Annotated in this window: 18 protein-coding genes; 9 read left to right on the forward strand and 9 right to left on the reverse strand. The window is 37.4% G+C overall.

The window, feature by feature from the left end:
• Positions 1-3: 3 nt before the first annotated feature.
• Both ugpE and ACFIKX_RS04455 read left to right on the forward strand, forming a co-directional pair.
• The gene (gene ugpE, locus ACFIKX_RS04450) at positions 4-855 is read left to right on the forward strand and encodes a sn-glycerol-3-phosphate ABC transporter permease UgpE (protein ID WP_375613289.1); all 852 of its coding nucleotides are present in this window, start codon (positions 4-6) and stop codon (positions 853-855) included.
• A gap of 2 nt (positions 856-857) precedes the next feature.
• Positions 858-1,904: a sn-glycerol-3-phosphate import ATP-binding protein UgpC gene (locus ACFIKX_RS04455; RefSeq protein ID WP_375627661.1), complete on the forward strand. Its 1,047-nt coding sequence runs from the start codon at positions 858-860 to the stop codon at positions 1,902-1,904.
• Between the two features lie 1,930 nt (positions 1,905-3,834).
• Here ACFIKX_RS04455 and ACFIKX_RS04460 read toward each other — a convergent pair.
• Genes ACFIKX_RS04460 through ACFIKX_RS04470 form a run of 3 tightly spaced genes read right to left on the reverse strand, consistent with a single transcriptional unit; the run spans position 3,835 to position 6,385 of the window.
• A complete protein-coding gene (locus tag ACFIKX_RS04460) occupies positions 3,835-4,749 on the reverse strand; it encodes a metal ABC transporter solute-binding protein, Zn/Mn family (protein WP_375627660.1) in 915 nt (304 codons plus the stop codon).
• Between the two features lie 10 nt (positions 4,750-4,759).
• Entirely contained in the window at positions 4,760-5,629 is an 870-nt protein-coding gene (locus tag ACFIKX_RS04465) for a metal ABC transporter permease (RefSeq protein ID WP_375627659.1), read from the reverse strand.
• Between the two features lie 3 nt (positions 5,630-5,632).
• Positions 5,633-6,385: an ABC transporter ATP-binding protein gene (locus ACFIKX_RS04470; protein ID WP_375627658.1), complete on the reverse strand. Its 753-nt coding sequence runs from the start codon at positions 6,383-6,385 to the stop codon at positions 5,633-5,635.
• A 680-nt stretch (positions 6,386-7,065) separates the two neighbouring features.
• On the opposite strand from ACFIKX_RS04470, the gene nrdH reads away from it, so the two are divergent.
• The 4 genes from nrdH to nrdF are packed head-to-tail and all read left to right on the forward strand — an operon-like array spanning position 7,066 to position 10,806.
• Entirely contained in the window at positions 7,066-7,290 is a 225-nt protein-coding gene (gene nrdH / locus ACFIKX_RS04475) for a glutaredoxin-like protein NrdH (RefSeq protein ID WP_005774163.1), read from the forward strand.
• Positions 7,290-7,688 (forward strand): class Ib ribonucleoside-diphosphate reductase assembly flavoprotein NrdI, encoded by a 399-nt coding sequence (nrdI, locus tag ACFIKX_RS04480; protein WP_375613294.1) that lies wholly within the window; start codon positions 7,290-7,292, stop codon positions 7,686-7,688. The genes nrdH and nrdI overlap by 1 nt, the downstream gene beginning before the upstream one ends.
• Positions 7,670-9,820, forward strand: coding sequence for a class 1b ribonucleoside-diphosphate reductase subunit alpha (gene nrdE / locus ACFIKX_RS04485; RefSeq protein WP_375627657.1), 2,151 nt, complete (start codon positions 7,670-7,672; stop codon positions 9,818-9,820). The genes nrdI and nrdE overlap by 19 nt, the downstream gene beginning before the upstream one ends.
• An 11-nt stretch (positions 9,821-9,831) precedes the next feature.
• Positions 9,832-10,806, forward strand: a complete 975-nt coding sequence (gene nrdF, locus ACFIKX_RS04490; RefSeq protein ID WP_273722534.1) for a class 1b ribonucleoside-diphosphate reductase subunit beta — start codon at positions 9,832-9,834, stop codon at positions 10,804-10,806.
• Here the strand turns inward: nrdF and prmC are convergent.
• The 4 genes from prmC to secA form a co-directional block, all read right to left on the reverse strand.
• On the reverse strand, positions 10,803-11,669 hold the full coding sequence (gene prmC, locus ACFIKX_RS04495) for a peptide chain release factor N(5)-glutamine methyltransferase (protein ID WP_375627656.1): 867 nt from the start codon (positions 11,667-11,669) through the stop codon (positions 10,803-10,805). The two genes, nrdF and prmC, sit on opposite strands and share 4 nt — an antisense overlap.
• On the reverse strand, positions 11,666-12,742 hold the full coding sequence (gene prfA / locus ACFIKX_RS04500; RefSeq protein WP_375627655.1) for a peptide chain release factor 1: 1,077 nt from the start codon (positions 12,740-12,742) through the stop codon (positions 11,666-11,668). The genes prmC and prfA overlap by 4 nt, the downstream gene beginning before the upstream one ends.
• A 222-nt stretch (positions 12,743-12,964) precedes the next feature.
• Positions 12,965-13,456: a Fur family transcriptional regulator gene (locus ACFIKX_RS04505; protein ID WP_273790603.1), complete on the reverse strand. Its 492-nt coding sequence runs from the start codon at positions 13,454-13,456 to the stop codon at positions 12,965-12,967.
• On the reverse strand, positions 13,395-16,112 hold the full coding sequence (secA, locus tag ACFIKX_RS04510; protein ID WP_375627654.1) for a preprotein translocase subunit SecA: 2,718 nt from the start codon (positions 16,110-16,112) through the stop codon (positions 13,395-13,397). The genes ACFIKX_RS04505 and secA overlap by 62 nt, the downstream gene beginning before the upstream one ends.
• A 435-nt stretch (positions 16,113-16,547) precedes the next feature.
• Here secA and ACFIKX_RS04515 point away from each other — a divergent pair, with 435 nt between their 5' ends.
• The 3 genes from ACFIKX_RS04515 to mutT all read left to right on the forward strand — a co-directional run bounded on the left by ACFIKX_RS04515 (position 16,548) and on the right by mutT (position 19,401).
• On the forward strand, positions 16,548-17,501 hold the full coding sequence (locus tag ACFIKX_RS04515) for a peptidylprolyl isomerase (protein WP_375611828.1): 954 nt from the start codon (positions 16,548-16,550) through the stop codon (positions 17,499-17,501).
• Positions 17,502-17,629: 128 nt separating this feature from the next.
• The gene (argJ, locus tag ACFIKX_RS04520) at positions 17,630-18,862 is read left to right on the forward strand and encodes a bifunctional glutamate N-acetyltransferase/amino-acid acetyltransferase ArgJ (protein WP_375627653.1); all 1,233 of its coding nucleotides are present in this window, start codon (positions 17,630-17,632) and stop codon (positions 18,860-18,862) included.
• Between the two features lie 125 nt (positions 18,863-18,987).
• Positions 18,988-19,401: an 8-oxo-dGTP diphosphatase MutT gene (gene mutT, locus ACFIKX_RS04525; RefSeq protein WP_375627652.1), complete on the forward strand. Its 414-nt coding sequence runs from the start codon at positions 18,988-18,990 to the stop codon at positions 19,399-19,401.
• A 912-nt stretch (positions 19,402-20,313) separates the two neighbouring features.
• Here the strand turns inward: mutT and ACFIKX_RS04530 are convergent.
• Positions 20,314-21,177 carry an NlpC/P60 family protein gene (locus ACFIKX_RS04530; RefSeq protein ID WP_375627681.1) on the reverse strand — a complete coding sequence of 288 codons (864 nt, stop codon included), beginning with the start codon at positions 21,175-21,177 and terminating at the stop codon, positions 20,314-20,316.
• Between the two features lie 165 nt (positions 21,178-21,342).
• Entirely contained in the window at positions 21,343-22,710 is a 1,368-nt protein-coding gene (locus ACFIKX_RS04535) for a M17 family metallopeptidase (protein ID WP_375627651.1), read from the reverse strand.
• Between the last annotated feature and the right edge of the window lie 6 nt (positions 22,711-22,716).

Raw genomic sequence — 22,716 nt, forward strand, 5'->3', positions numbered from 1 at the left:
ATTATGGTTGAAAATCGCCCTGTTTTGAAATTTCTAACCCATATTATTCTCATTGTTGGTATTATCATTATTTGCTTTCCAGTTTATGTTGCTATCATTGCATCAACTCATAGTTCAGCAGCATTTAACTCAGGAACACTTCCTCTTTTGCCTGGGAAATATGCTCTGGAAAATTATAAAACAATCTTTGGTGATGGCCTTGCACAGCTGGGTTTGCCCAACCTCTGGCCACTCTTAATGAATTCATTCATTATGGCTCTTGGGATTAGCGTTGGAAAAATTATTATTTCACTTTTGTCTGCTTATGCAATTATTTACATGCGCTTTCCCTTCCGAAAAACTGCTTTTGTTCTTATTTTTGTTACATTGATGCTCCCTGTCGAAGTTCGTATTCTTCCAACCTATGAGATTGTTGCAAAATTGGGGATGGTCAACACCTATAGTGGAATGATTATTCCACTTATTGCATCTGCGACCGCTACATTTTTATTTCGCCAGTTTTTTTTGACTGTTCCAGATGAACTCTTAGAGGCGGCACGTGTTGATGGTGCAGGTCCAGTTAAATTTTTTAAGGATATTCTTCTTCCTCTTAGTAAAAGCAATATTGCTGCTTTATTTATCATTATGTTCATTTATGGATGGATACAATATCTCTGGCCTCTTATCATCACAACGGATCAAAATCATCAAACGATCCTTATTATTTTAAAACAGCTTATTGTCGAATCACTTCAACATGATCCTCAATGGAATATACTCATGGCAGTATCGGTTGTTGCCATGGTTCCCCCTGTTCTTGTTGTTATCTTCATGCAGCGGCTTTTTATCAAAGGCCTTATTGAAACGGAGAAGTAATTGTGGCCATAATCCAGTTATCAAATATAAAAAAACAGTATGACAACGGCATTCTGGTCATTGATGATTTAAACTTAACTGTTGCCGATAAAGAACTTCTTGTTCTTGTCGGTCCTTCAGGGTGCGGAAAATCGACCTTATTACGTATTATAGCAGGACTTGAACAAGTTACCTCAGGTGAATTATGCATTGATAACGAATGTATCAATGATCGTGAACCAGCTGATCGTGATATCGCTATGGTTTTTCAAAATTATGCCCTTTATCCCCATATGACAGTTCGTGGAAATTTAGAATATGGTCTTAAAAATCGTAAAACTCCTAAAGAAGAAATTAAAAAACGTATCGCACATGCTGCAAAGCTTTTGGAGATAGAACCATTTCTTGATCGTAAACCACGACAATTATCAGGAGGACAACGTCAGCGTGTTGCAATGGGGCGTGTGATTGTACGTCAACCCCGTGTTTTTCTCTTTGATGAACCTCTTTCAAATCTTGATGCAAAATTACGGGCGCAAATGTGTATTGAAATAAAAACACTACAGCGTTCATTAGGAACAACGAGCCTCTATGTTACCCATGATCAACTAGAAGCTATGATATTAGCTGATAGAATAGTCGTTTTGAATAAAGGAGCTATCGAGCAAATTGGAACACCAATGGAAATTTACGATACTCCAGCAACAACATTTGTTGCTGATTTTATTGGTTCTCCTCCTATGAATTTTCTTGATCGCTATGTCTTAGAACAACATTTAGGGCATTCATTTTCTTATGGTGAAGAAACTGATCTTTTAGCATTCAGACCTGAAATAATCTTATTGGGCGAACATCCAGATAAAGGGCCTGTCTTTCACACAAAAATTGAGCTTATCAAGCTTATTGGAACAGGTTGCCATGTTTTAACGCGTTGGAATGGTATCATCTTTACGATTGAAATAAAAGAACGCTTGACACACGACTATGGTCAAAAACTAAGTTTCACTGTTGCTCATCAGAATTTTCATACTTTTAATAAAAACACAGGAAAGCGCACAAATAATAAGTAAGCATTAATTGATGTGATACGACTCTCTTTTATGCTGCGTCATGATAATGGTGTGTTTTGACTTGCTCAATTACATTTACAAACTCAGGTTGTAACCGATGGGATTAAAAACAAAATTTTAACAGTTTTGGTAATGATCTATTGTCCCATAGCGCTGAGAATGTCAAAACATTTATATGAAGAAATTTTGCATTTTCACGGTCTGTAAGAAGAATATAATTTTCAAACATCATTTTCATTATAAAAAAATATCAATATAGAATAAATCTTTATTAACCATATTTTTACTCATTTATAATTTTGTTATAAAAAACAACATATTATAATATGTTTCTTGATGTAATAATTTATGTGTATTATAAAAGCAAATGAGAGAAATAGAGAGAAAAAATGAGTTACAGATAAGGAAGGATGCGCCCCATATCTGAGCTTTGATCCCTAACATAAGAAGTCTATTTGATGCACAAAATACGACGCTGTTCTAAATAATCTCTACGAGAATAGGCGCATTCTATCTTACCGCTGGCCATATGATCTAAAATAGTTTCAGAGCTCCTATAAGAAGCATTTGTTTTTTTTTACCAATCACATAAATTAGAGAGAAACCTATGCGCGCATGCTGCAAGTTTATTTTTTCTCATGTAAATCACTATGCAATTCTCAGCAAGGGTATCTGATAAGTTGCAAAAAATCACTGAGAGATAGAAGGCGTGCTTGTTTTAGAATTTTCATTACTTTTAGCGATAAAAGCAGATGAAACACATCTGTAACATCTCATCGATCTTTTCTATATTCTTGAGTTAAAAATTGCCTGTAGATCATCCTCAAACAGATCTTTATGAATATAACATAAGGGATCGATGCGAATACCTATAAGAATCAGCAGGGACAAAGGCAGTTATGTTATTGTTTTACAAAGCATTCTATAAAAGCTGGTATATTTTTTCAATATATTGCCAGTTTATTAATGGTTTTATGATATTACTTTCTTATAAAGCGCGTGCTTTTTGTTGCTTATAAATCAACCTAAACTTTATACAGCAGTATGTTTGAGACAAATATGAAGACGGTTCAGTGCTGTATTCAGTTTTGTATGCCAAAGTAGAATAAGCTTATCTGCTTGTGTAATTTCTAAAATGAGGAGACAGCTTAATTTAGGGAGAATATGAAAGCATCAAATAAAAAATAGATTCTGTCTTTAGCATCATCTTTTAATTTAGTATTGCAATTTTCAAAAACATCTGAGCCAGTGTCTCTTACATAATGGCGATTAAGCATTGCCGAACACATTTTTTTACGTTCTTTGAATAGAATTGCATCTCTCATACAAAACAGAATACCTAAACAGAAGGCTATTGGGTTGCCAATTTACGCACTTTTTTTAAAAAATATCATGCAAGGTTGTTCCAACTATTTTTTCACGCAGTCGTTTATAAGTAGTATAACATAAAATCCATTGTGTATCGCCATCTTTATGCTTATAAAAATGCAAGCTGGGGCCATTATCATACTCTCTTTCAGTCTCCAACATTGCAACAATTATTGTGTTGAGACTCTTCATAAGAGGTATTTTTTCTTCAAGTGGTTTTTATTCATACACTAATTCTACTTGCATGTTATAAATGAAGTTGGATAGATAAAAATACTTTAAGAAAGAGACACCAAATTCTTCTTATGAATCGTTTCAAGTGTCGAGAGTTATTGTAAAAAAAGCATTGAAAAATAGAATGCTACTGCTGACAGTTTGGGCACCATGAGGCAATAAATCCACTTACTTTATCTATCTTAGAATCTATAGAGTATAAATTTCTCTGTAAAAGTAACTTTATTTCATATCAATGTTATCAATTATAGCTGTTGGGGCATCATTAGTAACATAATCATAGACTTACGATTTTATGAACTCTTTTTTATCTCTTTTATAGAAGATCTTAATGTTTTGTGATAGCATCAATGATGGTATTCACATTATGTTCCATCATATCGAGATAAGTTGCTGCAGGGCCATTTTTGTTTGACAATGCATCAGAATAAAGTGTTCCACCAATTGTTAAGCCTGTTTCTTTTGCAATCTGTTTTATGAGACGGGGATTAGAGATATTTTCAACGAATAGGGCAGTTGCTTTATTCGCTTTAATTTGTTTTATAAGTTTAGCAACATCGGCTGCGGTTGCTTCAGTTTCTGTTGAAGCACTTTGAGGGGCAAGGATAGTAAAACCATATTCCTTGGCAAAATAGCCAAAGGCATCATGAGATGTGATAATGATACGTTTATCTTTAGGAATGGTAGCAATTTTTGTTTTCAGGGTATCTTGTGCTATTTTAAGTTTTTGGATGTAGGTTTCGGCATTTTTTTTGTAGCTGGTGCAGGATTGTGGATTAATTTTACAAAAAGCAGCAGCAATATTCTTCACATAGATTTTGACATTGGGAATTGTTTGCCAAGCGTGTGGGTCAATAACGCTGTGATGATGGGCATTATGTTCTTGTTTTTTCATTTCGAGAGGGGGTATATTATCACTAACTTTGACAAGAAGTGCTTTTGTACCGCTTGCTGTGATAAGGCGGTCAATGAACCCCTCTAAATGAAGTCCGTTGATGAAAATAATTTGAGCATTTCTAAGAGCTTGAGCATCATGAGGGGTAGGTTCATAAGTGTGGGTATTCGCATTGGGACCTACAAAAGTGGTCATAGAGATATGGTTGTCTCCTACATTTTTTATGAGATCTGCAAGAATGGAAAAGCTCGCAACAACTTTGATTTTATTGTGTGCAGAAGCAGAAAATGGAGAAAGGGCAAGCAATAAAGCTCCAAGAAGAACAAATTTTTGAGCAAATTTAGGCACGTTTTTTTCCTTAAAGTGAGGAGGTATAAAAGAGGTGGGGAAACCATGCTACAATAAAGCCACGTGGACTTATCAAACAGGAAACAAGATAAATAAATCCTGCGGTAATGATGATAGCAGGGCCGGAGGGAAGTGAAAGATGAAAAGAAAGCAGGAGACCACCTACGCTAGAAATGATTCCAAAAAGAGTGGAAAGCGCGCAAATAGGGCCTAGCCGTGAAAACCAAAAACGGGCTGTAATGGCTGGAATCATCATAATGCCAACGGAAAGTAATGTTCCTAGTGATTGAAAGCCTCCAACCAGATTCAGCACCACAAGTCCAAGCAATGAAATATGAATATATTTACTCAATGGAGAGAGTGATTTAAAAAAGAGGGGGTCAAAGCTTTCTAAAACGAGTGCACGCCAAAAAATACAAAGGCTGCAGAGTGTAATCAGCATTATAGTAGTGATTAACCAAAGGGCTTGTGCATCAAGTGCAAGAACCGATCCGAATAAGAGATGAAGCAGCTCAATTGTTGAGTCTTTCAGTGAGATAATAATAACACCTGCTGCGAGTGCAATAAGATAAAAGACGGTCATGGATGCATCTTCTTTCTGAAAGCTGTTTCGTGAAATCAAAATGGTTGCTAAAGCAACAATAAGACCAGCGAAGATACCACCAAGTGTCATAGATATGAGGGAAAAACCACAAATCAGAAAAGCAATTGCAACACCAGGAAGAATGGCATGAGAGATAGCATCTCCTGTCAAGCTCATTCCACGGAGCATCAAAAACACACCAACAGGACAAGCGCTAATAGACAGAAAAATAGAACCGATAAGGGCGTTTTGCATAAATTGGAAATCAACAAAGGGGGCAAGAAAAAATGCATACACGTCTTATAACCTAAGAAAGAGAGGATCATTGATGAGAAGATTTTGTTTTTGTGCGCTAATAGGGAAAGAATTGGATGTGAGAGGTGGCATAACGTGATGAAGGGTGTTGTTTAAAAACTGTGTTGTTTCTCCATAAAAGGCGTTTTGTTGATCAATTTGAATCATTTGGGGGAAAAATTCTTGCACGATGAGAGGGTTATGGAGTGCTGTGAGAATTGTGCGTCCTTGCTGTTGCCAGTATGTGATCAGAGCAAGAAGGTCTTTTTGGGTATTATGATCTACACCATTGAAAGGTTCATCAAGTAAAATAATATTGGCATCTTGTACAATAATACGTGCAAAAAGAGCGCGTTGTAATTGCCCGCCTGATAATGTTTCAAGCGAACGGGGTGCGAGTTCTGTAAGCCCAACCATTTTAAGAGCATTCTGAATCTTAGAATCATAAGGGCGCTGATTCTTCCATAATCCACAAAAAGACCACAGTCCTGTTTTTACAAGCGTTTTCACATCAATTGGAAATGTTTGATCTATATTACATTGCTGAGCAAGATAAGCAATGCGGCTTTTTTTTGGTTTTGTAATTTTTCCTTTAAGAGGTTTAATCAATCCGGCGATGGCTTTTAGCAGTGTCGATTTTCCAGCGCCATTATCACCTGTTATTGCAACCAATGAACCAGCTTTTAACTTTGCTGAAAAGTTCTTTATTGCTATTCTATTCTTATAGCCTAATGTTGTCTTATTGAAGTGCAGATCCATATTTTTTACCATCGTTGCTTATTATTTTGGAAACTATGTAATAATATAACGTTTGTCAACAAAATGTTATATTATTACATAGTTTTGAGTACTGAAAATTTTAGTGGGAAGATCGTGGAAAATTAAAAATAATAATTGAATTCACCTTGACGAAAGAGAGAGAGTATATACTATATATAGTATCAAAATGATTGGTGATTCTAAATAAGCACAAGAGAGGGTGTTAGTGTGTTTCGTTTGGTATCTAAGTTATTTCCATTATTGTAAAGAGTTTATTGGCCAAAGGTATAGCAGTATTTTTACTGAAGGGTCTCTTTTGGAAGGATTTCCTTTCGTTTTTGTAATTGATTTTTGCCGTAAAAGAGCAAACAGAGCTCTTGAAAAACGGTAGTTTAGAACATTAGTTTTTTAGACAGCAGGAGGGAATTGTAATGCAAGCAAAAGATTGTTTTATAACTAGGGGGCTTTGCCATTTAAGTTGTAGAATAATCGCTTATTCTCATCATAGTTTTTGAAGTTATTTGATGAGGAATTCTGTTATGTTCAGGAAGCTGTGTATTATTTGAAAATAACCACATGTTTTGCGTACAATTTCTATTTTTTGTTATTCTTGAGTACCTATAAAATTATTAGATTGACCTTTCAGGGTTGATTGTTTGGAATTGTGAAAGTTGAAGAAAATGTCGATCACTATTTATAGCAAACCATCTTGTGTCCAATGTGATGCTACACGCCGCGCTTTTGATGCAAAAGGCATTCATTATCGTGTTGTTGATATTTCCTGTGATGAACAAGCATACAGTTTTGTTCAATCTCTGGGGTATCGTCAGGTTCCTGTCGTTGTTTGTGGTGAAAATCATTGGTCTGGTTTTAGACCAGATATGATTAGTGGTCTTTGTGCTTAATGGGGCTTATTGTTTATTATTCGAGTGCAACGGGTAATACAGAACATTTTGTCTCGCAGCTTGGGCAACGACTCTTCAAAATTGATAAAAGAAAGCCTTCTGCATTGGTTGGTGAACCTTATGTATTGGTTGTTCCTACATATGCAGATGGTGAAGGAAGAGGGGCCGTGCCGAAAGCCGTTGTCCAGTTTCTTAATGAAGCTGAGAACCGAAAATTAATTTGTGGTGTTATTGGCGGTGGGAATCGTAATTTTGGTCGCTATTATAATCTAGCAAGTAAAATTATTGCTGAAAAATGTTGTGTACCTTGCCTTTATCGTTTTGAGCTGCGTGGAACTGATGAAGACGTTATTTATGTAAAAAAGGGATTGGAAAGATTTTGGAAACAATTGGTATAGGACAATCGCAGAAATCGGATCAGATTACTGATTATCATGCGTTGAATGCAATGCTTAATCTTTATGATGAAAATGGTCATATTCAATTTGATATGGATCGGCTTGCTGCGCGGCAATATTTTCTTCAGCATGTTAATCAAAATACAGTTTTTTTTCATAACCTGAAGGAAAAAATAGATTACTTAATAGAGGAAGGTTATTATGAAAAAGCTTTATTTGAGCTTTATGATTTTTCTTTTATTAAAAAGCTTTTTAAACGTGCTTATGCATTTAAATTTCGTTTTCCTACCTTTTTAGGCGCATTTAAGTATTATACCAGCTATACACTGAAGACTTTTGATGGGAAACGTTATCTTGAACGTTATGAAGATCGCGTTTGTCTTGTAGCTTTATATTTGGCACAAGGGAATAAAGCTCTTGCTGAAAGTTTTGTGGATGAAATTATTACAGGACGTTTTCAACCGGCAACACCAACATTTTTAAATGCTGGGAAAAAACAACGAGGTGAATTGGTTTCGTGTTTTTTGCTACGTGTTGAAGATAATATGGAATCGATAGGTCGTTCGGTTAATTCGGCTTTGCAGCTTTCAAAACGTGGTGGAGGTGTGGCGCTTTGTTTAACGAATTTGCGGGAAGCAGGGGCGCCAATTAAGCAAATAGAAAATCAGTCCTCAGGTGTTTTACCGGTGATGAAACTCTTGGAAGATTCTTTTTCTTACGCCAATCAGCTTGGGGCACGACAGGGGGCTGGAGCTGTTTATTTGCATGCTCATCATTTAGATATTATGAAGTTTTTGGATACAAAGCGTGAAAATGCTGATGAAAAAGTTAGAATTAAAACGCTTTCGCTTGGTGTCGTTATTCCTGATATTACTTTTGAGCTTGCACGGAATAATGAGGATATGTATCTCTTCTCATCGTATGACATCGAGCGTGTGACAGGTAAGCCCTTTAGCGATATTTCTTTAACGGAGCATTATCGTTCTTTTGTTGATAATGCAAAGATTCGTAAAAAGAAAATAAGTGCACGCGTTTTTTTCCAGACATTAGCGGAAATACAATTCGAGTCGGGTTATCCCTATATTTTATTTGAGGATACTGCTAATCGATCGAATCCGATAGCTGGGCGCATAAGTATGAGCAATTTATGTTCAGAAATTTTGCAGGTGAGTGAGGCGAGTGAACTGGAGACAGATTTAACTTATCGCACGATTGGAAGTGATATATCCTGCAATCTTGGATCCATGAATATTGCCAAAGCAATGGAAAGTCCTGATTTTGGACAGACCGTGGAATCTGCTGTTCGTGCTCTTACTGCTGTTTCGGATATGAGCAATATTGCTTGTGTGCCTTCCATTGCGAAAGGCAATGCTGAAAGTCATGCGATTGGTTTGGGACAAATGAATTTGCATGGGTTTCTAGCGCGTGAGCAGATCTATTATGGGTCTCCAGAAGCGATTGATTTTACCAATATCTATTTTTATATTGTGACATATCACGCCATACGGGCTTCCAATTTAATTGCGCACGAACGTCAAGAAATGTTTGCAGGGTTTGAAAAATCAGCTTATGCAGATGGACGTTTTTTCGAAAAATATATTGAAAAAGAATGGAAACCGCAATTTGCGCTTGTGCAAGAGCTTTTTGCACGGAATAATATTGTTATTCCAGATCAAAAGGATTGGCAGGAACTCAAAAAATTAGTTATTGAGTACGGGCTTTATAATCGCAATCTACAGGCAGTTCCTCCCACGGGATCTATTTCCTATATTAATCATGCCACTTCCTCCATTCATCCGATTGCTTCAAAAATCGAAATTCGCAAAGAGGGAAAAATTGGGCGCGTTTATTATCCTGCTCCTTATATGGATAATACGAATTTGAATTTTTACCAAGATGCTTATGAGATTGGCCCTGAAAAAATTATAGATACCTATGCTGCGGCAACACAGCATGTTGATCAAGGTCTTTCATTAACATTATTTTTTCCTGATACGGCTACTACACGTGATATTAATCGCGCACAAATTTATGCCTGGAAAAAGGGGATAAAAAGTATTTACTATGTACGATTACGGCAAGTAGCATTGAGTGGAACAGAAGTAGATGGCTGTGTTTCGTGCAGTTTATAGGAGATCATCATATGACAAAGATTACAACCAAAAATCCTGTTGTGTGCGCTGTTAATTGGAATAGATTACATGATGAGAAAGATCTTGAAGTATGGAACCGCTTAACTGGGAATTTTTGGTTACCTGAGAAGGTTCCACTTTCCAATGACATTCCCTCATGGTCAAGCTTAACGGATGAAGAACGCAAGCTAACGATTCGTGTTTTTACAGGACTAACGCTTCTTGATACAATTCAAAACACTGTAGGAGCCATTTCGCTTCTGGCTGATGCGATAACAGAGCATGAGGAGGCAGTTTTGACGAATATTGCCTTCATGGAAGCGGTTCATGCACGTTCTTATTCCTCTATTTTTTCAACCCTTTGTTCGACGGTAGAAGTTGATGATGCGTTTAGATGGTCAGAAGAAAATATTCATTTGCAGAAAAAGGCTAGATTAGTACTTGAGCGTTATGAAGCAAATGATCCACTTAAGAAAAAAATTGCTTCGACTTTGCTGGAAAGCTTTTTATTTTATTCTGGTTTTTATTTGCCCATGTATTGGGCCAGTCGCGCTAAGTTGACCAATACAGCAGACCTCATTCGACTAATCATTCGTGATGAAGCGGTCCATGGTTATTATATAGGTTATAAATTCCAATTGGGCTTTGCAAAGCTTGATGAAGCCAAAAGACAAGAAATTAAAGATTTTGCTTTTAACCTGCTCTTTGATCTTTATAACATCGAGTGCAAATATACTGAAGATCTTTATGATGCGCTTGGATTGACAGAAGATGTTAAAATTTTTCTTCATTATAACGCTAACAAGGCTTTAATGAATTTAGGTTTTGAAGCTCTTTTCCCCCCTGAGGTTTGTCGTGTTAATCCCGCTATTTTGGCAGCTTTATCACCAAACTCTGACGAAAATCATGACTTTTTTTCAGGGGCAGGTTCTTCTTATGTCATTGGCAAGGCGGTTGCTACTACGGATGATGATTGGGAATTTTAATGTTTGCATGCAAATAGAAGTGCGCGGGGTATTCCACTGAGGTCTTTGCGCATTTCTAAACATTGAAAACCATTTTTTTCAAACAAATTGCAGACTTCATTTTCTTGAGAGAAACCAATTTCAACAGCGACATAGCCGTTTTCTTTTAAGTAGTTGGCTGCTTCATGGGCGAGTTTTCGATAAAAATCAAGTCCATCTTCCCCTCCTATCAGAGCGCGCAATGGGTCATGTAAGCGCACTTCTTTTGCAAGTTTTTTGATATCTTTTGCGGGAATATAAGGTGGATTGGAAACAATAAAATCAAAGCGATCTGTGACAGAATCAAACCAGTCGCTAAGAAGAGGTGTGAAGCGGTGTGCTACTTCAGCATTTTTTGCATTTTTTTTCGCTGTTTTAAGGGCATCTTCAGAAATATCGACTGCCACCGCATAGGATTGGGGAATTTGTTTAAGGAGTGCAATGGTAATGGCGCCACTTCCTGTCCCCATATCAAGGAATGTTGTTCTTCTCGAATTTTCGACCTGTTTTTGGAGAAAAGGGAGAACAAGATCTATCAGCGTTTCTGTATCAGGGCGTGGTTCTAACGTCTCTTGAGATAATGTAAAAGATATACCATAAAATTCTCGTGCTCCTATAATACGGTAAACGGGTTCGCCTGCTATACGCCGTTGTAAAACCTGTTCTATTTGTATAATATGCTTAGAAGATAGATGCATATCTGGTTTAGAAATTCTTTCAGCAGCATTTATTCCTGTTATCCATTCAACGAGTATTTTCGCATCGAGATCGGCTTCAGCAATCCCTTTCGTGCGCAATTTTTCTTGCATCTGTTGGATAACATTCTTGAAAGAATATTTGCTCAATTATTATCCATTTCCATCAGCAGTGTTGTTTGATGATCTGAGATGAGTGCATGAAGAAGCTCATCAAGATCTCCCTCTAGAATGCGATCAAGCTTATACAAGGTTAGATTAATACGGTGATCCGTGACACGTCCTTGTGGAAAATTATAGGTACGAATACGTTCTGAGCGATCACCAGAACCAACTTGGCTTTTACGAGAAGCTGAACGTTCACTTTCCGCTTTTTGTCGTTCGATATCGAATAAGCGTGCCCGTAAAATTTGAAGGGCTCTTGCTCGGTTTTGATGTTGTGATTTTTCTGCTTGTACGACCATAATTCCTGTTGGAATATGCGTGATACGAACAGCTGAATCCGTTGTATTAACATGCTGTCCTCCTGCTCCAGATGCACGCATTGTGTCGATACGAATATCTTCAGGACGAATATCGATATCAATATCTTCAGCTTCTGGAAGCACAGCAACGGTAGCAGCAGATGTATGGATACGTCCACCTGTCTCTGTTTCAGGGATGCGTTGCACACGATGAACCCCTGATTCATATTTCAATTTAGAAAAGACACCTTTTCCTGAAATGCTAGCAATAATCTCTTTATATCCGCCAACTTCCCCCTCACTAAGTGAAATAACTTCTACTTTCCAATGGTGAGCATGGGCATAACGTTCATACATGCGGAAAAGATCACCGGAAAAGAGTGCTGCTTCTGAGCCACCCGTTCCTGCTCGAATTTCAACAATAGCGTTTTTTTCATCAGCAACATCTTTAGGCAAAAGCAGAATTTGGAGTTCTTTTTCAAATTGCTCTACTTTTTTATATAACGATGGTAGCTCTTCCTGGGCAAGATTACGCATCTCTATATCTGTTTGTTTATCGTTGATAATCGTTTCTAATTCTGTAATCTCTTCGTAAAGAGCATTTAATGCGCGTATAGAGGTAATAACGGGTTGTAGTTCTGCATATTCAGAAGCTAATTTGACATATGTTTCAGCATTTGGATTCGTCGTCATTTGGCTTTCAATTATTTCAAAGCGCTTTTCAAGCTGTCTCATACGATCTTGTGGCAAAGAAACCATGATAATATTGGCCTAATTTTTCATAATACAATTTTTATAATATTTTGTTGCAATGATTTTTTGTTATAATATTGGCAATGAATTACCGTATAGCATCATACAAAGAGGGGTAATAAAGCAATTCTTTTTTTTTGCCAATGAAAACTATTATATTTTAAAGGTAAATTTTTATAAAATTTGATTTGCCTGAGGTTTTTTATCTAATGATATATGATCACTTTTTTAAGAGTTTTTTTTTCCGTAAAGTTCAAGGCGGTGATGAATAATATCATAGCCAAGAGATTTTGCAATTTCCTCTTGTAGCTTTTCAATAACATCAGAATGAAACTCGATGACTTGTCCTGTTTCTATATCAATGAGATGATCATGATGTTGCCCATCTGCTTGCTCAAAACGAGATGGACCACCACTAAAGCTATGGCGATGAATTGTTCCATTTCCTTCTAATATTTTCATGGTTCGATAAACAGTTGAGAGTGAAATATTCGAATCTATTTTGTTTGCACGCTGAAAAATTTCAAATGCATTGGGATGATCATTTGTATCAGTCAAAATATCAAGAATAACTCGTCGTTGACGTGTTACTCTTAAACCAGCGGTGCGCAATTCTTGCTCATAATTTCGCTTTTTATTCATTTGCATAATTTGCTTTTCAAATAAAGGCTCCATGACAGTGTTTGTATTTTTTCTCTGAACCGCAAGGACAACGCTCATTACGTCCAACTTTTCCCCATGTGGTTATATCGTTAGGGTCACGATCTTGTGGATTAACAAATCTATTTTCTTGTGATCGTGCCGATAAGGTGGGAGAATTTTCTTGACTTTGATCATTAAAGACAGAAGAAGCAGCATCAGTTTGCTCAGGCATGGTCGGTTCTGTGGGGTGTTGAATGATTTCAAAGCGCATAAGCTTAGAAGTGACAATTCGGCGCAAATTTCTCAACATACTTTGAAAGAGTTCAAATGATTCTGTCTTATATTCATTGAGCGGATCCCGCTGCGCATAACCACGAAAACCAACAACAGAACGCAAATGGTCTAAACTCACCAGATGTTCACGCCATAACGTGTCAATAGTTTCGAGCAATACTGCTTTGTGAAAATAAGCCATAACTTCTGGAGAATATCGTTCAGTACGCTCATTTTCAAGTTTTGTAACAGCATCTGATACACGCTCTAGAATTTGCTCCTCGGCAATTCCATCTTCTTTTGCCCATTCTTCCACTGGAAGCTCAAGATTAAAGAGTTGTTGAAGCTCTTCTTCGAGAGTTTTTGCATCCCATTTTTCAGAATATGTCCCTGATGGAATATAAACCTCTACGAGATCCTCTACGACTTCATTACGCATTTCAAGGATCGTTTCTGATAAATCATCTGCATTCATGACCTCCATACGCTGTTCAAAAATAACCTTGCGTTGATCATTCATGACATCATCATATTTTAGCAGATTTTTACGAATTTCAAAGTTTCGTGCTTCGACCTTTTTTTGTGCTTTTTCAAGGGCTTTATTAATCCATGGATGGATAATAGCTTCATTTTCTTTCAATCCAAGTTTTTGCAGCATACCATCCATACGGTTAGAGCCAAAGATACGCATAAGATCATCTTGAAGAGAGAGAAAGAATTTTGAGCGACCAGGATCGCCTTGGCGACCAGAACGTCCACGAAGCTGGTTATCAATACGACGGCTTTCATGACGTTCAGTAGCGATAACGTAAAGCCCTCCAGCCGCTAAAGCTTTTTCTTTAAGCTTCTGAACATCTTTTTTTATTTCTTCAATTTTAGCTGTCCGCTCTGGACCTTCCGGGATATCCTGTAACTCTTGCCGGATGCGCATTTCAACATTACCACCAAGCTGTATATCCGTACCGCGTCCTGCCATGTTGGTTGCAATGGTGAGAGCTCCAGGAACGCCTGCTTGCGCAATGATGTATGCTTCTTGTTCGTGATAGCGAGCATTTAAGACTCTAAAATCGGTAATGCCTTCTTTTCGCAAACGCTCTGCCAATTGTTCTGACTTTTCAATAGAGGTTGTTCCAACAAGAATAGGCTGTTCTTTTTCGTGTGCTTGACGGATATCACGCACAATTGCCCGATATTTCTCCTCTGCTGTTCGATAAATCTCATCATCTTCATCAATACGTTGTATTGGCAAATTTGTAGGGACTTCGACAACGTCAAGACCATAAATATTTCTGAATTCTTCGGCTTCTGTTGTTGCAGTTCCAGTCATGCCAGATAATTTTCTATACATACGGAAGTAATTTTGGAAAGTGATGGAAGCAAGTGTCTGGTTTTCTGGTTGAATAGCAACATGCTCTTTAGCTTCTAACGCTTGATGAAGTCCTTCAGAATAACGCCGCCCAGGCATCATTCGCCCTGTAAATTCGTCAATAATAACGATTTCATCATTGCGAACAATATAATCTTTATCGCGAGCAAACAGTTTATGAGCTTTTAGAGCATTATTGACATGATGAACGATAGCGACATTTTCTATGTCATAAAGACTCTCACCTTTAAGATGCCCAGCTTGTTCGAGCATTTTTTCAATTTTTTCAGTACCAACTTCGGTAAAGGTCGTTGTTTTTTGTTTTTCGTCTATTTCATAGTCTTCTGGAGTTAAGGCAGGAATAAATGTATCAATAAGGTTATAGAAGTCAGTACGATCTTCTAGAGGACCAGAAATAATAAGGGGGGTACGGGCTTCATCAATAAGAATCGAATCGACTTCATCAACAATTGCGTAATGATGTCCACGTTGGACCATTTGACTATGATCGAAGGCCATATTATCACGCAAATAATCAAAACCTAGTTCATTATTTGTGGCATAGGTGATGTCGCATGCATAGGCCTCTCGACGGGCATCACTATCAAGATCATGAAGAATCACGCCTGTTGTAAGCCCTAGAAAACTAAAAATTTTCCCCATTGTTTCAGCATCACGACTGGCGAGATAATCGTTTACTGTCACAACATGAACGCCTTTACCTTCCAATGCATTGAGATAAATTGGTAGAGTTGCCATTAATGTTTTACCTTCACCAGTACGCATTTCAGCTATGCCGCAGTCGTGAAGGACCATTCCACCAATAAGTTGTACGTCAAAAGGACGCATGTCATAAACACGTTTTGCGGCTTCACGAACAGTCGCGAAAGCTTCTGGTAAGAGCAAATCAACACTCTCACCTTCACTAAGACGTTTACGAAAGGCATCTGTTTTTTGGCAAAGCTGCTCATCACTTAATTTTACGAATTGTTCTTCCAAAGCATTAATTTGTGCAACTTTTTGGCGGAGTGCTTTGAGATGTCGCTCATGAGCTGAACCAAAAAACTTACGGGCAAAAACACCTAAACTGACCATCTCTGGCCCTTTCTTTTAATTGTTGTCACTCTTGTTGGGTAATTCATACGCTCTCCCCATACTCTACATTTTCTTCAAATTATCTGATATCATTAGTGACATCATGAAATGCAGATGGTACCATTATACTTGCTGGTGTGCAATTTTTCACTCTAATTGTAAAGTAGAGATAAGAGGCTAAGCGCTTTATGTCAACTTTAAGTATGCTATTTAACTGATACAATACAAAGTAATTTAAGATACAATATGTCATTTTTCTCTATTATCATGTTTTTCATCTGCATTAGATAGGATTGGAGAAACTGAGATAAAAGGATAATTTTATACTTTTTTAAAATAAAATTACTAATTTATTTCTCTATGTTTAAAGATTAAAGTGTTATGGTAAAGAAAATTGGAATCTTGAACCTGCCTTCATTTTTAAGGAGTATATTTATGAAATTTAACTTTATCACGCTTTTTTTAGCATCAACTTTATTGGCAAGTACAAGTTTAGGGGTGAGTGCTCAAGAAGGTTTGAATTCATCGTCGAGTGATTTAAAGACTTTAGAGAAAGCTTCTGAAAAAGCCGTTTCTCCTTCTCATGTTATGGCGGTTATTGATGGGAAAAATATTACAGCAGGCCAATTGGATGATTTAGCGCTTGAAATAAATCCTAATTTAGCACGTTTTCCTGATGAACAACGCCGTATGATGGTTCTAAAAGCTTATTTAGATATGCAGGCCCTCGCAAAAGCAGCAAGAAGCAAAGGTCTTGATAAGACAGAAGCTTACGATAAACGTATGGCAGTCATGCGTGACAATGTTCTTCAACAGCTTTATTTTAAACAGGCGATTGTTGATAAAATATCGGATACTGATTTGGAAGCTCTTTATAAGCAAGAAGTTGCTGCTTTACCTAAAGAGGATGAGGTTAAAGCGCGTCATATTTTGGTCAAAACGAGAAAAGAAGCAGAAGCTATCATTAAGCATTTAAATAAAGGCGAAAATTTTGAAGAGATTGCAAAGAAAAGTTCAACAGATGGTTCTGCTGCCGTTGGGGGTGATCTTGGTTATTTTAGCCATGGTCAAATGGTCAAGCCTTTTGAAGATGCCGCATTTGGTTTGAAAGTTGGCGAATACACAAAACAACCCGTTGAAAGTCCTTTTGGTTGGCATATTATTAAATTAGAAGATCGTCGTGTAAAACAACCGCCTGCATTTGATGATGTTAAAGAGATGTTGCGGACACAGCTAATAAAAAAGCGCTATCAAGAACTGATTGTTGATTTGCGTAGCAAGATAGATGTGAAATACCCTGATCCTAATGTTACAAAAATCATGGAATCGCTTCATCAAAATGGGACGCTACTTCCCGATGAGACATCTGATGAAGAAGATACGGAATAGCTAGGAAAAATAAGTAGATAGCCTCTTTAATAGATAATTTGCTAGGTTAGTTTTGTTCAAAAAGCCTAGCAGTTTTCTATGAGAGGTTATTGATCTGCAATCATTTCATTTTTTATAGAAGGCATATTGTGGTTTTGAAAATCTCTCCTTTGTCTCCTCAAAAGATCCAAGAGCTTTCTCCATTATCTGGTGTACGGATAGCAACAGCTGAAGCTGGGATTAAATATAAAGATCGTACAGATCTTCTTTTCATCATATTCGATAAGCCAGTGAGTGTGGCCGGTGTTTTTACTCGTTCAAAATGTCCATCTGCCCCTGTAGAGCATTGTCGTGCATCGCTTCCTCATGGGGTTGCGAGGGGTGTTGTTGTGAATTCTGGAAATGCAAATGCTTTTACAGGAAGCAAAGGAAAGCACACAACCGATGCAATTATTTGTGCAGCAGCGAACGCTTTAAAGGTTAGAGAAGATGAAATTTTTATAGCTTCTACGGGTGTTATTGGTGAGCCAATGGATGCATCGGGTATTGTCAATCTTTTACCAAGTATGACAGAGACAGCAGAAGAGGGAAATTGGTTGGAAGCTGCAAAAGCCATAATGACAACGGACACATTTCCAAAACTTGCGACGCGCACTTTTGACTGTGGGGGAGAGCGTGTTACCATTAATGGAATTGCAAAAGGTGCTGGTATGATTGCACCCGATATGGCGACAATGCTGTCATTTGTGGTTAGTGATGCTACCATTTCTTCGGATGCACTCCAATCCATGTTATCAGAGGCAGTTGAGGGTTCTTTCAATTCAATTACTGTTGATAGCGATACCTCAACTTCAGATACGCTTATGTTGTTTGCGACAGGAAAAGAACATTTTCCATGTCTTACAAGTAAATCTGATCCGCGTTATGGGGTTTTTGTGAAACAATTGAGTGCACTTCTGCATGAACTTGCACTACAAGTTGTTTGTGATGGTGAAGGTGCTCGTCATTTAATTGAGGTTAATGTGGTGGGTGCTACAACAAATAATGCAGCTAAAACTATTGCTTTATCAATTGCAAATTCACCGCTCGTAAAAACGGCTATTGCCGGTGAAGATGCGAATTGGGGGCGGGTCGTTATGGCAGTTGGGAAGGCCGGTGTTGAAGTCGATCGTGATCTATTGACGATTTGGTTTGGTGAGCATCGTGTGGCCGTGAATGGCGTACGAGATCCTGAGTATTGTGAAGAGACAATAGGTACTTATATGCAAGGTAAGCACATCACGATTCGTGTTGATATCGGTTTGGGTAAGAGTACGGCGACGGTTTGGTCTTGCGATTTAACAAAAGAGTACGTTATGATCAATAGCGATTACAGAAGTTAATGGATGCACTTTATATTTAACAGTTTATTATTTTTCAGAGCAAATGGGGTATGTGAGCTCTTTTAGGAGCAGAGGGGATATGATAGAAAAGTCAGTTATCTTTATGTTCCCTATTGGGGAGTGATATGTGTATGAAAAGTTCCATTCTTCTTGTTGTTGCATGTGCACTGTTAGATCAGAATAATCGTGTTTTGCTTACACAGCGTCCTGAAGGAAAATCATTGGCTGGTTTATGGGAGTTCCCTGGTGGCAAGGTTGAGCAAGGTGAAACTCCGGAAGCATCATTGATTCGTGAATTAGAGGAAGAGCTTGGTATTTATGTTCAACCAAATAATTTACACCCTTTAACATTTGCAAGTCATAGCTATAAAACATTTCATCTCTTAATGCCATTGTATCTTTGTGACCATTATGAGGGCGTTGCGCAAGGACGAGAGGGCCAAAATTTAGAATGGGTTTTTATTAATGATCTTGATAAATACCCTATGCCTGATGCTGATAAACCATTGGTTCAGGTATTGAAAAATCACCTTCTTTAATGTGTTATAAGGAGGAAATATTGCTTAAATTATAAATCAATATATTGAGTTATAATGATAATTTATAATTTTTTTATGTTGAATGGGAAAGTCCAGGGTCATAAAAATTTTCTCATTTCAAATCTGTTTTATGTTAAATTAGTCAAAACCATTCTTTTGCACGTTCCAAGCGGGGCGGGTCATGTGGATAAAATTATTTAAGAAAGAAATAAAATACGTGTTGAAAGAATACTCTCCAATAGCCAAGGGTTATCGCAACATTGAGAATTGGCAAAGTGTATAATGATGCCTTTGCACGCTTCATAAGCATAAAAATGGTGGTAGATAATGGATTTATACTTTTCGCGATTATTATTGAGAGATTGTCTTGGATGCACCGAGAGATATTAGAAGTATTTCTTTCATAAGATATCGATAATAGGAAAAATTTCAAAAAATGTTGCTTTTGATTAAGAGGGGCATATCCCTTACGTAATATAGAACGCCATTGTGTTGCATATTTGCGGGGTTGTTTAAAAGAGGCATCTCGCAATATTCCAAAGCCCATTTCGTGCCGGCACTCGTGAATGGTATAATGGTAGAGCTTTATAAGATAAAATCTATTGAGCGCCACTATCTTTACGCTTGTGAAGGAGTAAGCTGGTTCCAATGTTAGTTATGATAGCTCTTGGCATTTGAGAGCATTCAGAAGGGATATTTTTCTTTTCGTAATCATTTTTACTTATACATCAATTTCGCTTGTGATGAACAAGCAAGCGATTTTGATTGATTCAACATAAAAACAGATTTGAAATAAGAGAATTTTACGATATTTAGAATGCTTGATGCAGAGTGAATGATGGATAATTATCCTTATAAATCAATCTATTGCATAATAAAAACATTCAATTAATTTTTTATAGGAGGCATGTATTAAGTTTCTTGAATTGGACGGCGTTTTGCGATGGGATATTGATTTTTTTTAGCGATACGCGTAATTGCTTTTTCCAATGGCTCAATCATAACGTCCATAGAAAAACCATTTGCGTGAATAATATTTGCGTGATCGACCATAATAGCAACATGATCTTTCCAAAAAATTAAATCACCTCGTTGAAGTTTATCAGTATCTGTAAGAAGACTGCCTATAGTTTCTTGCTGCATATCGGTGTCACGTAAGACTATTTGATCGGTCATCATCATAGAGAGCTGAATGAGTCCCGAACAATCAATTCCAAAACCGCTGACACCACCCCAAAGATAAGGTGTACGGATAAAGGTTTCTGCAACTGTGACATAATCTTCATATACGCGTCCAATGGGGCTGAGATGGCTCGTAATGATTGCTGTTCCATTTTCAAGAATAGAATACATTGTGTCACGGACTTCAATTTCATCAACAACACTGACTTTGCTTCCCATAGATAATGGGGATACTATTGATCCACGTAAGTCAGCGTGTAAATATTTAAATGTGCGTGGTACTGAAACCACATGTGTTTGTTTTATGGTTGATGTACAAAGAACTTTTGTATCAATATAACCGACATAACCATCTTTGAGTGATTGTCCCCACGACAATGTTTCCCCTTGTTCAAAAATGAGAAGTTCTTCTCCCAATAAGCATTCTGTTTGTCTTTCACTTTTTTTACTATTTTCTTTAAAAAGTCCAGCGACCGCTGTATTAACACGTCTTTTTTCACCTTGAACAAAGCGTTGAGCTGTAATTTCTGTTTCAAGACGTTGATCTGCTAGATCATCTCTGAATGCATGAAGTCTTGGATCTTTAGAGATCATCTTTTTGCTTTCCATTTTGTTACTCCTTACCTTTAAACAAACTCATGAAAACTGTATTGGTAAGGTTTTTATCCTCAAACAAAACTAAGAACACAATTTAAAACGATAGCAACTGTTCTTGAAATTGCAAAATTGTCCATTTTTGTGGATATTTTGTGTCAAAATTCATTTTTTAAAAATATTATAAAGGGCACGAATAGTTTGTGCTGATCCACCAACAGGGTATCCTGGTTTTTCTTTTGGAACCCATCCATAAAGGTCAAAATGCGCAAAATATTCAGCTTTTTCAACAAAAGAATTAAGAAATAAAGCAGCCGTTATAGAACCAGCAAAGCTATTTCCAGTTACATTGTTAAGATCGGCAATTGGTGATGATAACATCTCTTGGTAAGGTTTCCAAAGGGGCATTTGCCAAAGAGGATCAAAGACAGCGTGAGCAGATTCAGAAATTTGTTGTGCCCATATTGAATCATTACAATAAAATGCGGGAAGATCTGGTCCTAATGCTATACGCGCTGCCCCTGTTAAAGTAGCCATACAAAGCATGAATTGTGGACTTTCTTCATCACCATAGGCGAGTGCATCGGCAAGGACAAGTCGCCCTTCAGCATCTGTATTGCCCACTTCAACACTTAAGCCTTTACGACTTTTGAGAATATCACCTGGTCGGTAAGCATTGGCAGAAATTGCATTTTCTACGGCTGGAATCAAAACACGGAGACGGAAGGGCAATTTTGCATCCATGATAAGTTTAGCCAATCCCAAAACGTTTGCTCCACCCCCCATGTCTTTTTTCATAAGCAACATGTTATTGGCTGATTTAATATCGAGGCCTCCAGTATCAAAAGTTACGCCTTTGCCCACCAACGTTATTTTAGGATGATGTTCTTGCCCCCAGAGTAACTCAATCAGTCGTGGTGCAGTGCTGCCTGCTCGTCCTACAGCATGAATCATCGGAAAGTTATGGGTTAAGAGATCGTCTCCACAAATACTTTTGATACGAGCACCATAGGTTTTTCCTAGTTTTCGAGCTTCTTTTTCGAGAGTATCAGGGTTCATATCATTGGCTGGAATATTAATGAGATCACGGACGAAAAAGACAGCTTCATAAATTCGTTGGAGTTCATTAAGATCAATAGCCTCATTGACATGGATAGATAATGATTTGAAAGAAGAATTTTGACGATAGCGATTAAATTGATAGCTACCGAATGCTAATCCAAGATAGGTATTTATTTCATCAGAGGTTGTACCTTCTAAATGCCATTGACCAGCAGGAAGTTTTTGAGCAAGAACTCCTGTGATAAAAGGATCGTTACCATTGCCAATTCCAAATAAAACTTTTTTTAAATGCCCCGTTTCGTGAGGAATAAAGAGTATTTGTCCCGCTTTACCAGTAAAGTCATTAACTTTTATCCATGCTGTTGTTGACGCATCAAGTGATAAGTTGGCAAGAGTTCTTTGGTTTACCAAGATGATAGGGCAACTGTTATCGATACGTGTTGAGGTAAAATGAATGTGGTGGTGCTGCATAGTTAT

Source organism: Bartonella sp. CM86QHHN, from assembly GCF_042194695.1.
In the GTDB taxonomy this organism is placed as follows: domain Bacteria; phylum Pseudomonadota; class Alphaproteobacteria; order Rhizobiales; family Rhizobiaceae; genus Bartonella.

Bases quoted from the DNA above. Each gene is read 5' to 3' on its own strand.
- mutT (WP_375627652.1), top strand. From the start codon at position 18,988: ATGTGTATGAAAAGTTCCATTCTTCTTGTTGTTGCATGTGCACTGTTA.
- ACFIKX_RS04515 (WP_375611828.1), top strand. From the start codon at position 16,548: ATGAAATTTAACTTTATCACGCTTTTTTTAGCATCAACTTTATTGGCA.
- ACFIKX_RS04530 (WP_375627681.1), bottom strand. From the start codon at position 21,177: ATGATCTCTAAAGATCCAAGACTTCATGCATTCAGAGATGATCTAGCA.
- ACFIKX_RS04505 (WP_273790603.1), bottom strand. From the start codon at position 13,456: ATGAGCGTTGTCCTTGCGGTTCAGAGAAAAAATACAAACACTGTCATG.
- nrdI (WP_375613294.1), top strand. From the start codon at position 7,290: ATGGGGCTTATTGTTTATTATTCGAGTGCAACGGGTAATACAGAACAT.
- nrdH (WP_005774163.1), top strand. From the start codon at position 7,066: ATGTCGATCACTATTTATAGCAAACCATCTTGTGTCCAATGTGATGCT.
- secA (WP_375627654.1), bottom strand. From the start codon at position 16,112: ATGGTCAGTTTAGGTGTTTTTGCCCGTAAGTTTTTTGGTTCAGCTCAT.
- ACFIKX_RS04470 (WP_375627658.1), bottom strand. From the start codon at position 6,385: ATGGATCTGCACTTCAATAAGACAACATTAGGCTATAAGAATAGAATA.
- prfA (WP_375627655.1), bottom strand. From the start codon at position 12,742: ATGGTTTCTTTGCCACAAGATCGTATGAGACAGCTTGAAAAGCGCTTT.
- ACFIKX_RS04535 (WP_375627651.1), bottom strand. From the start codon at position 22,710: ATGCAGCACCACCACATTCATTTTACCTCAACACGTATCGATAACAGT.
- nrdF (WP_273722534.1), top strand. From the start codon at position 9,832: ATGACAAAGATTACAACCAAAAATCCTGTTGTGTGCGCTGTTAATTGG.
- ugpE (WP_375613289.1), top strand. From the start codon at position 4: ATGGTTGAAAATCGCCCTGTTTTGAAATTTCTAACCCATATTATTCTC.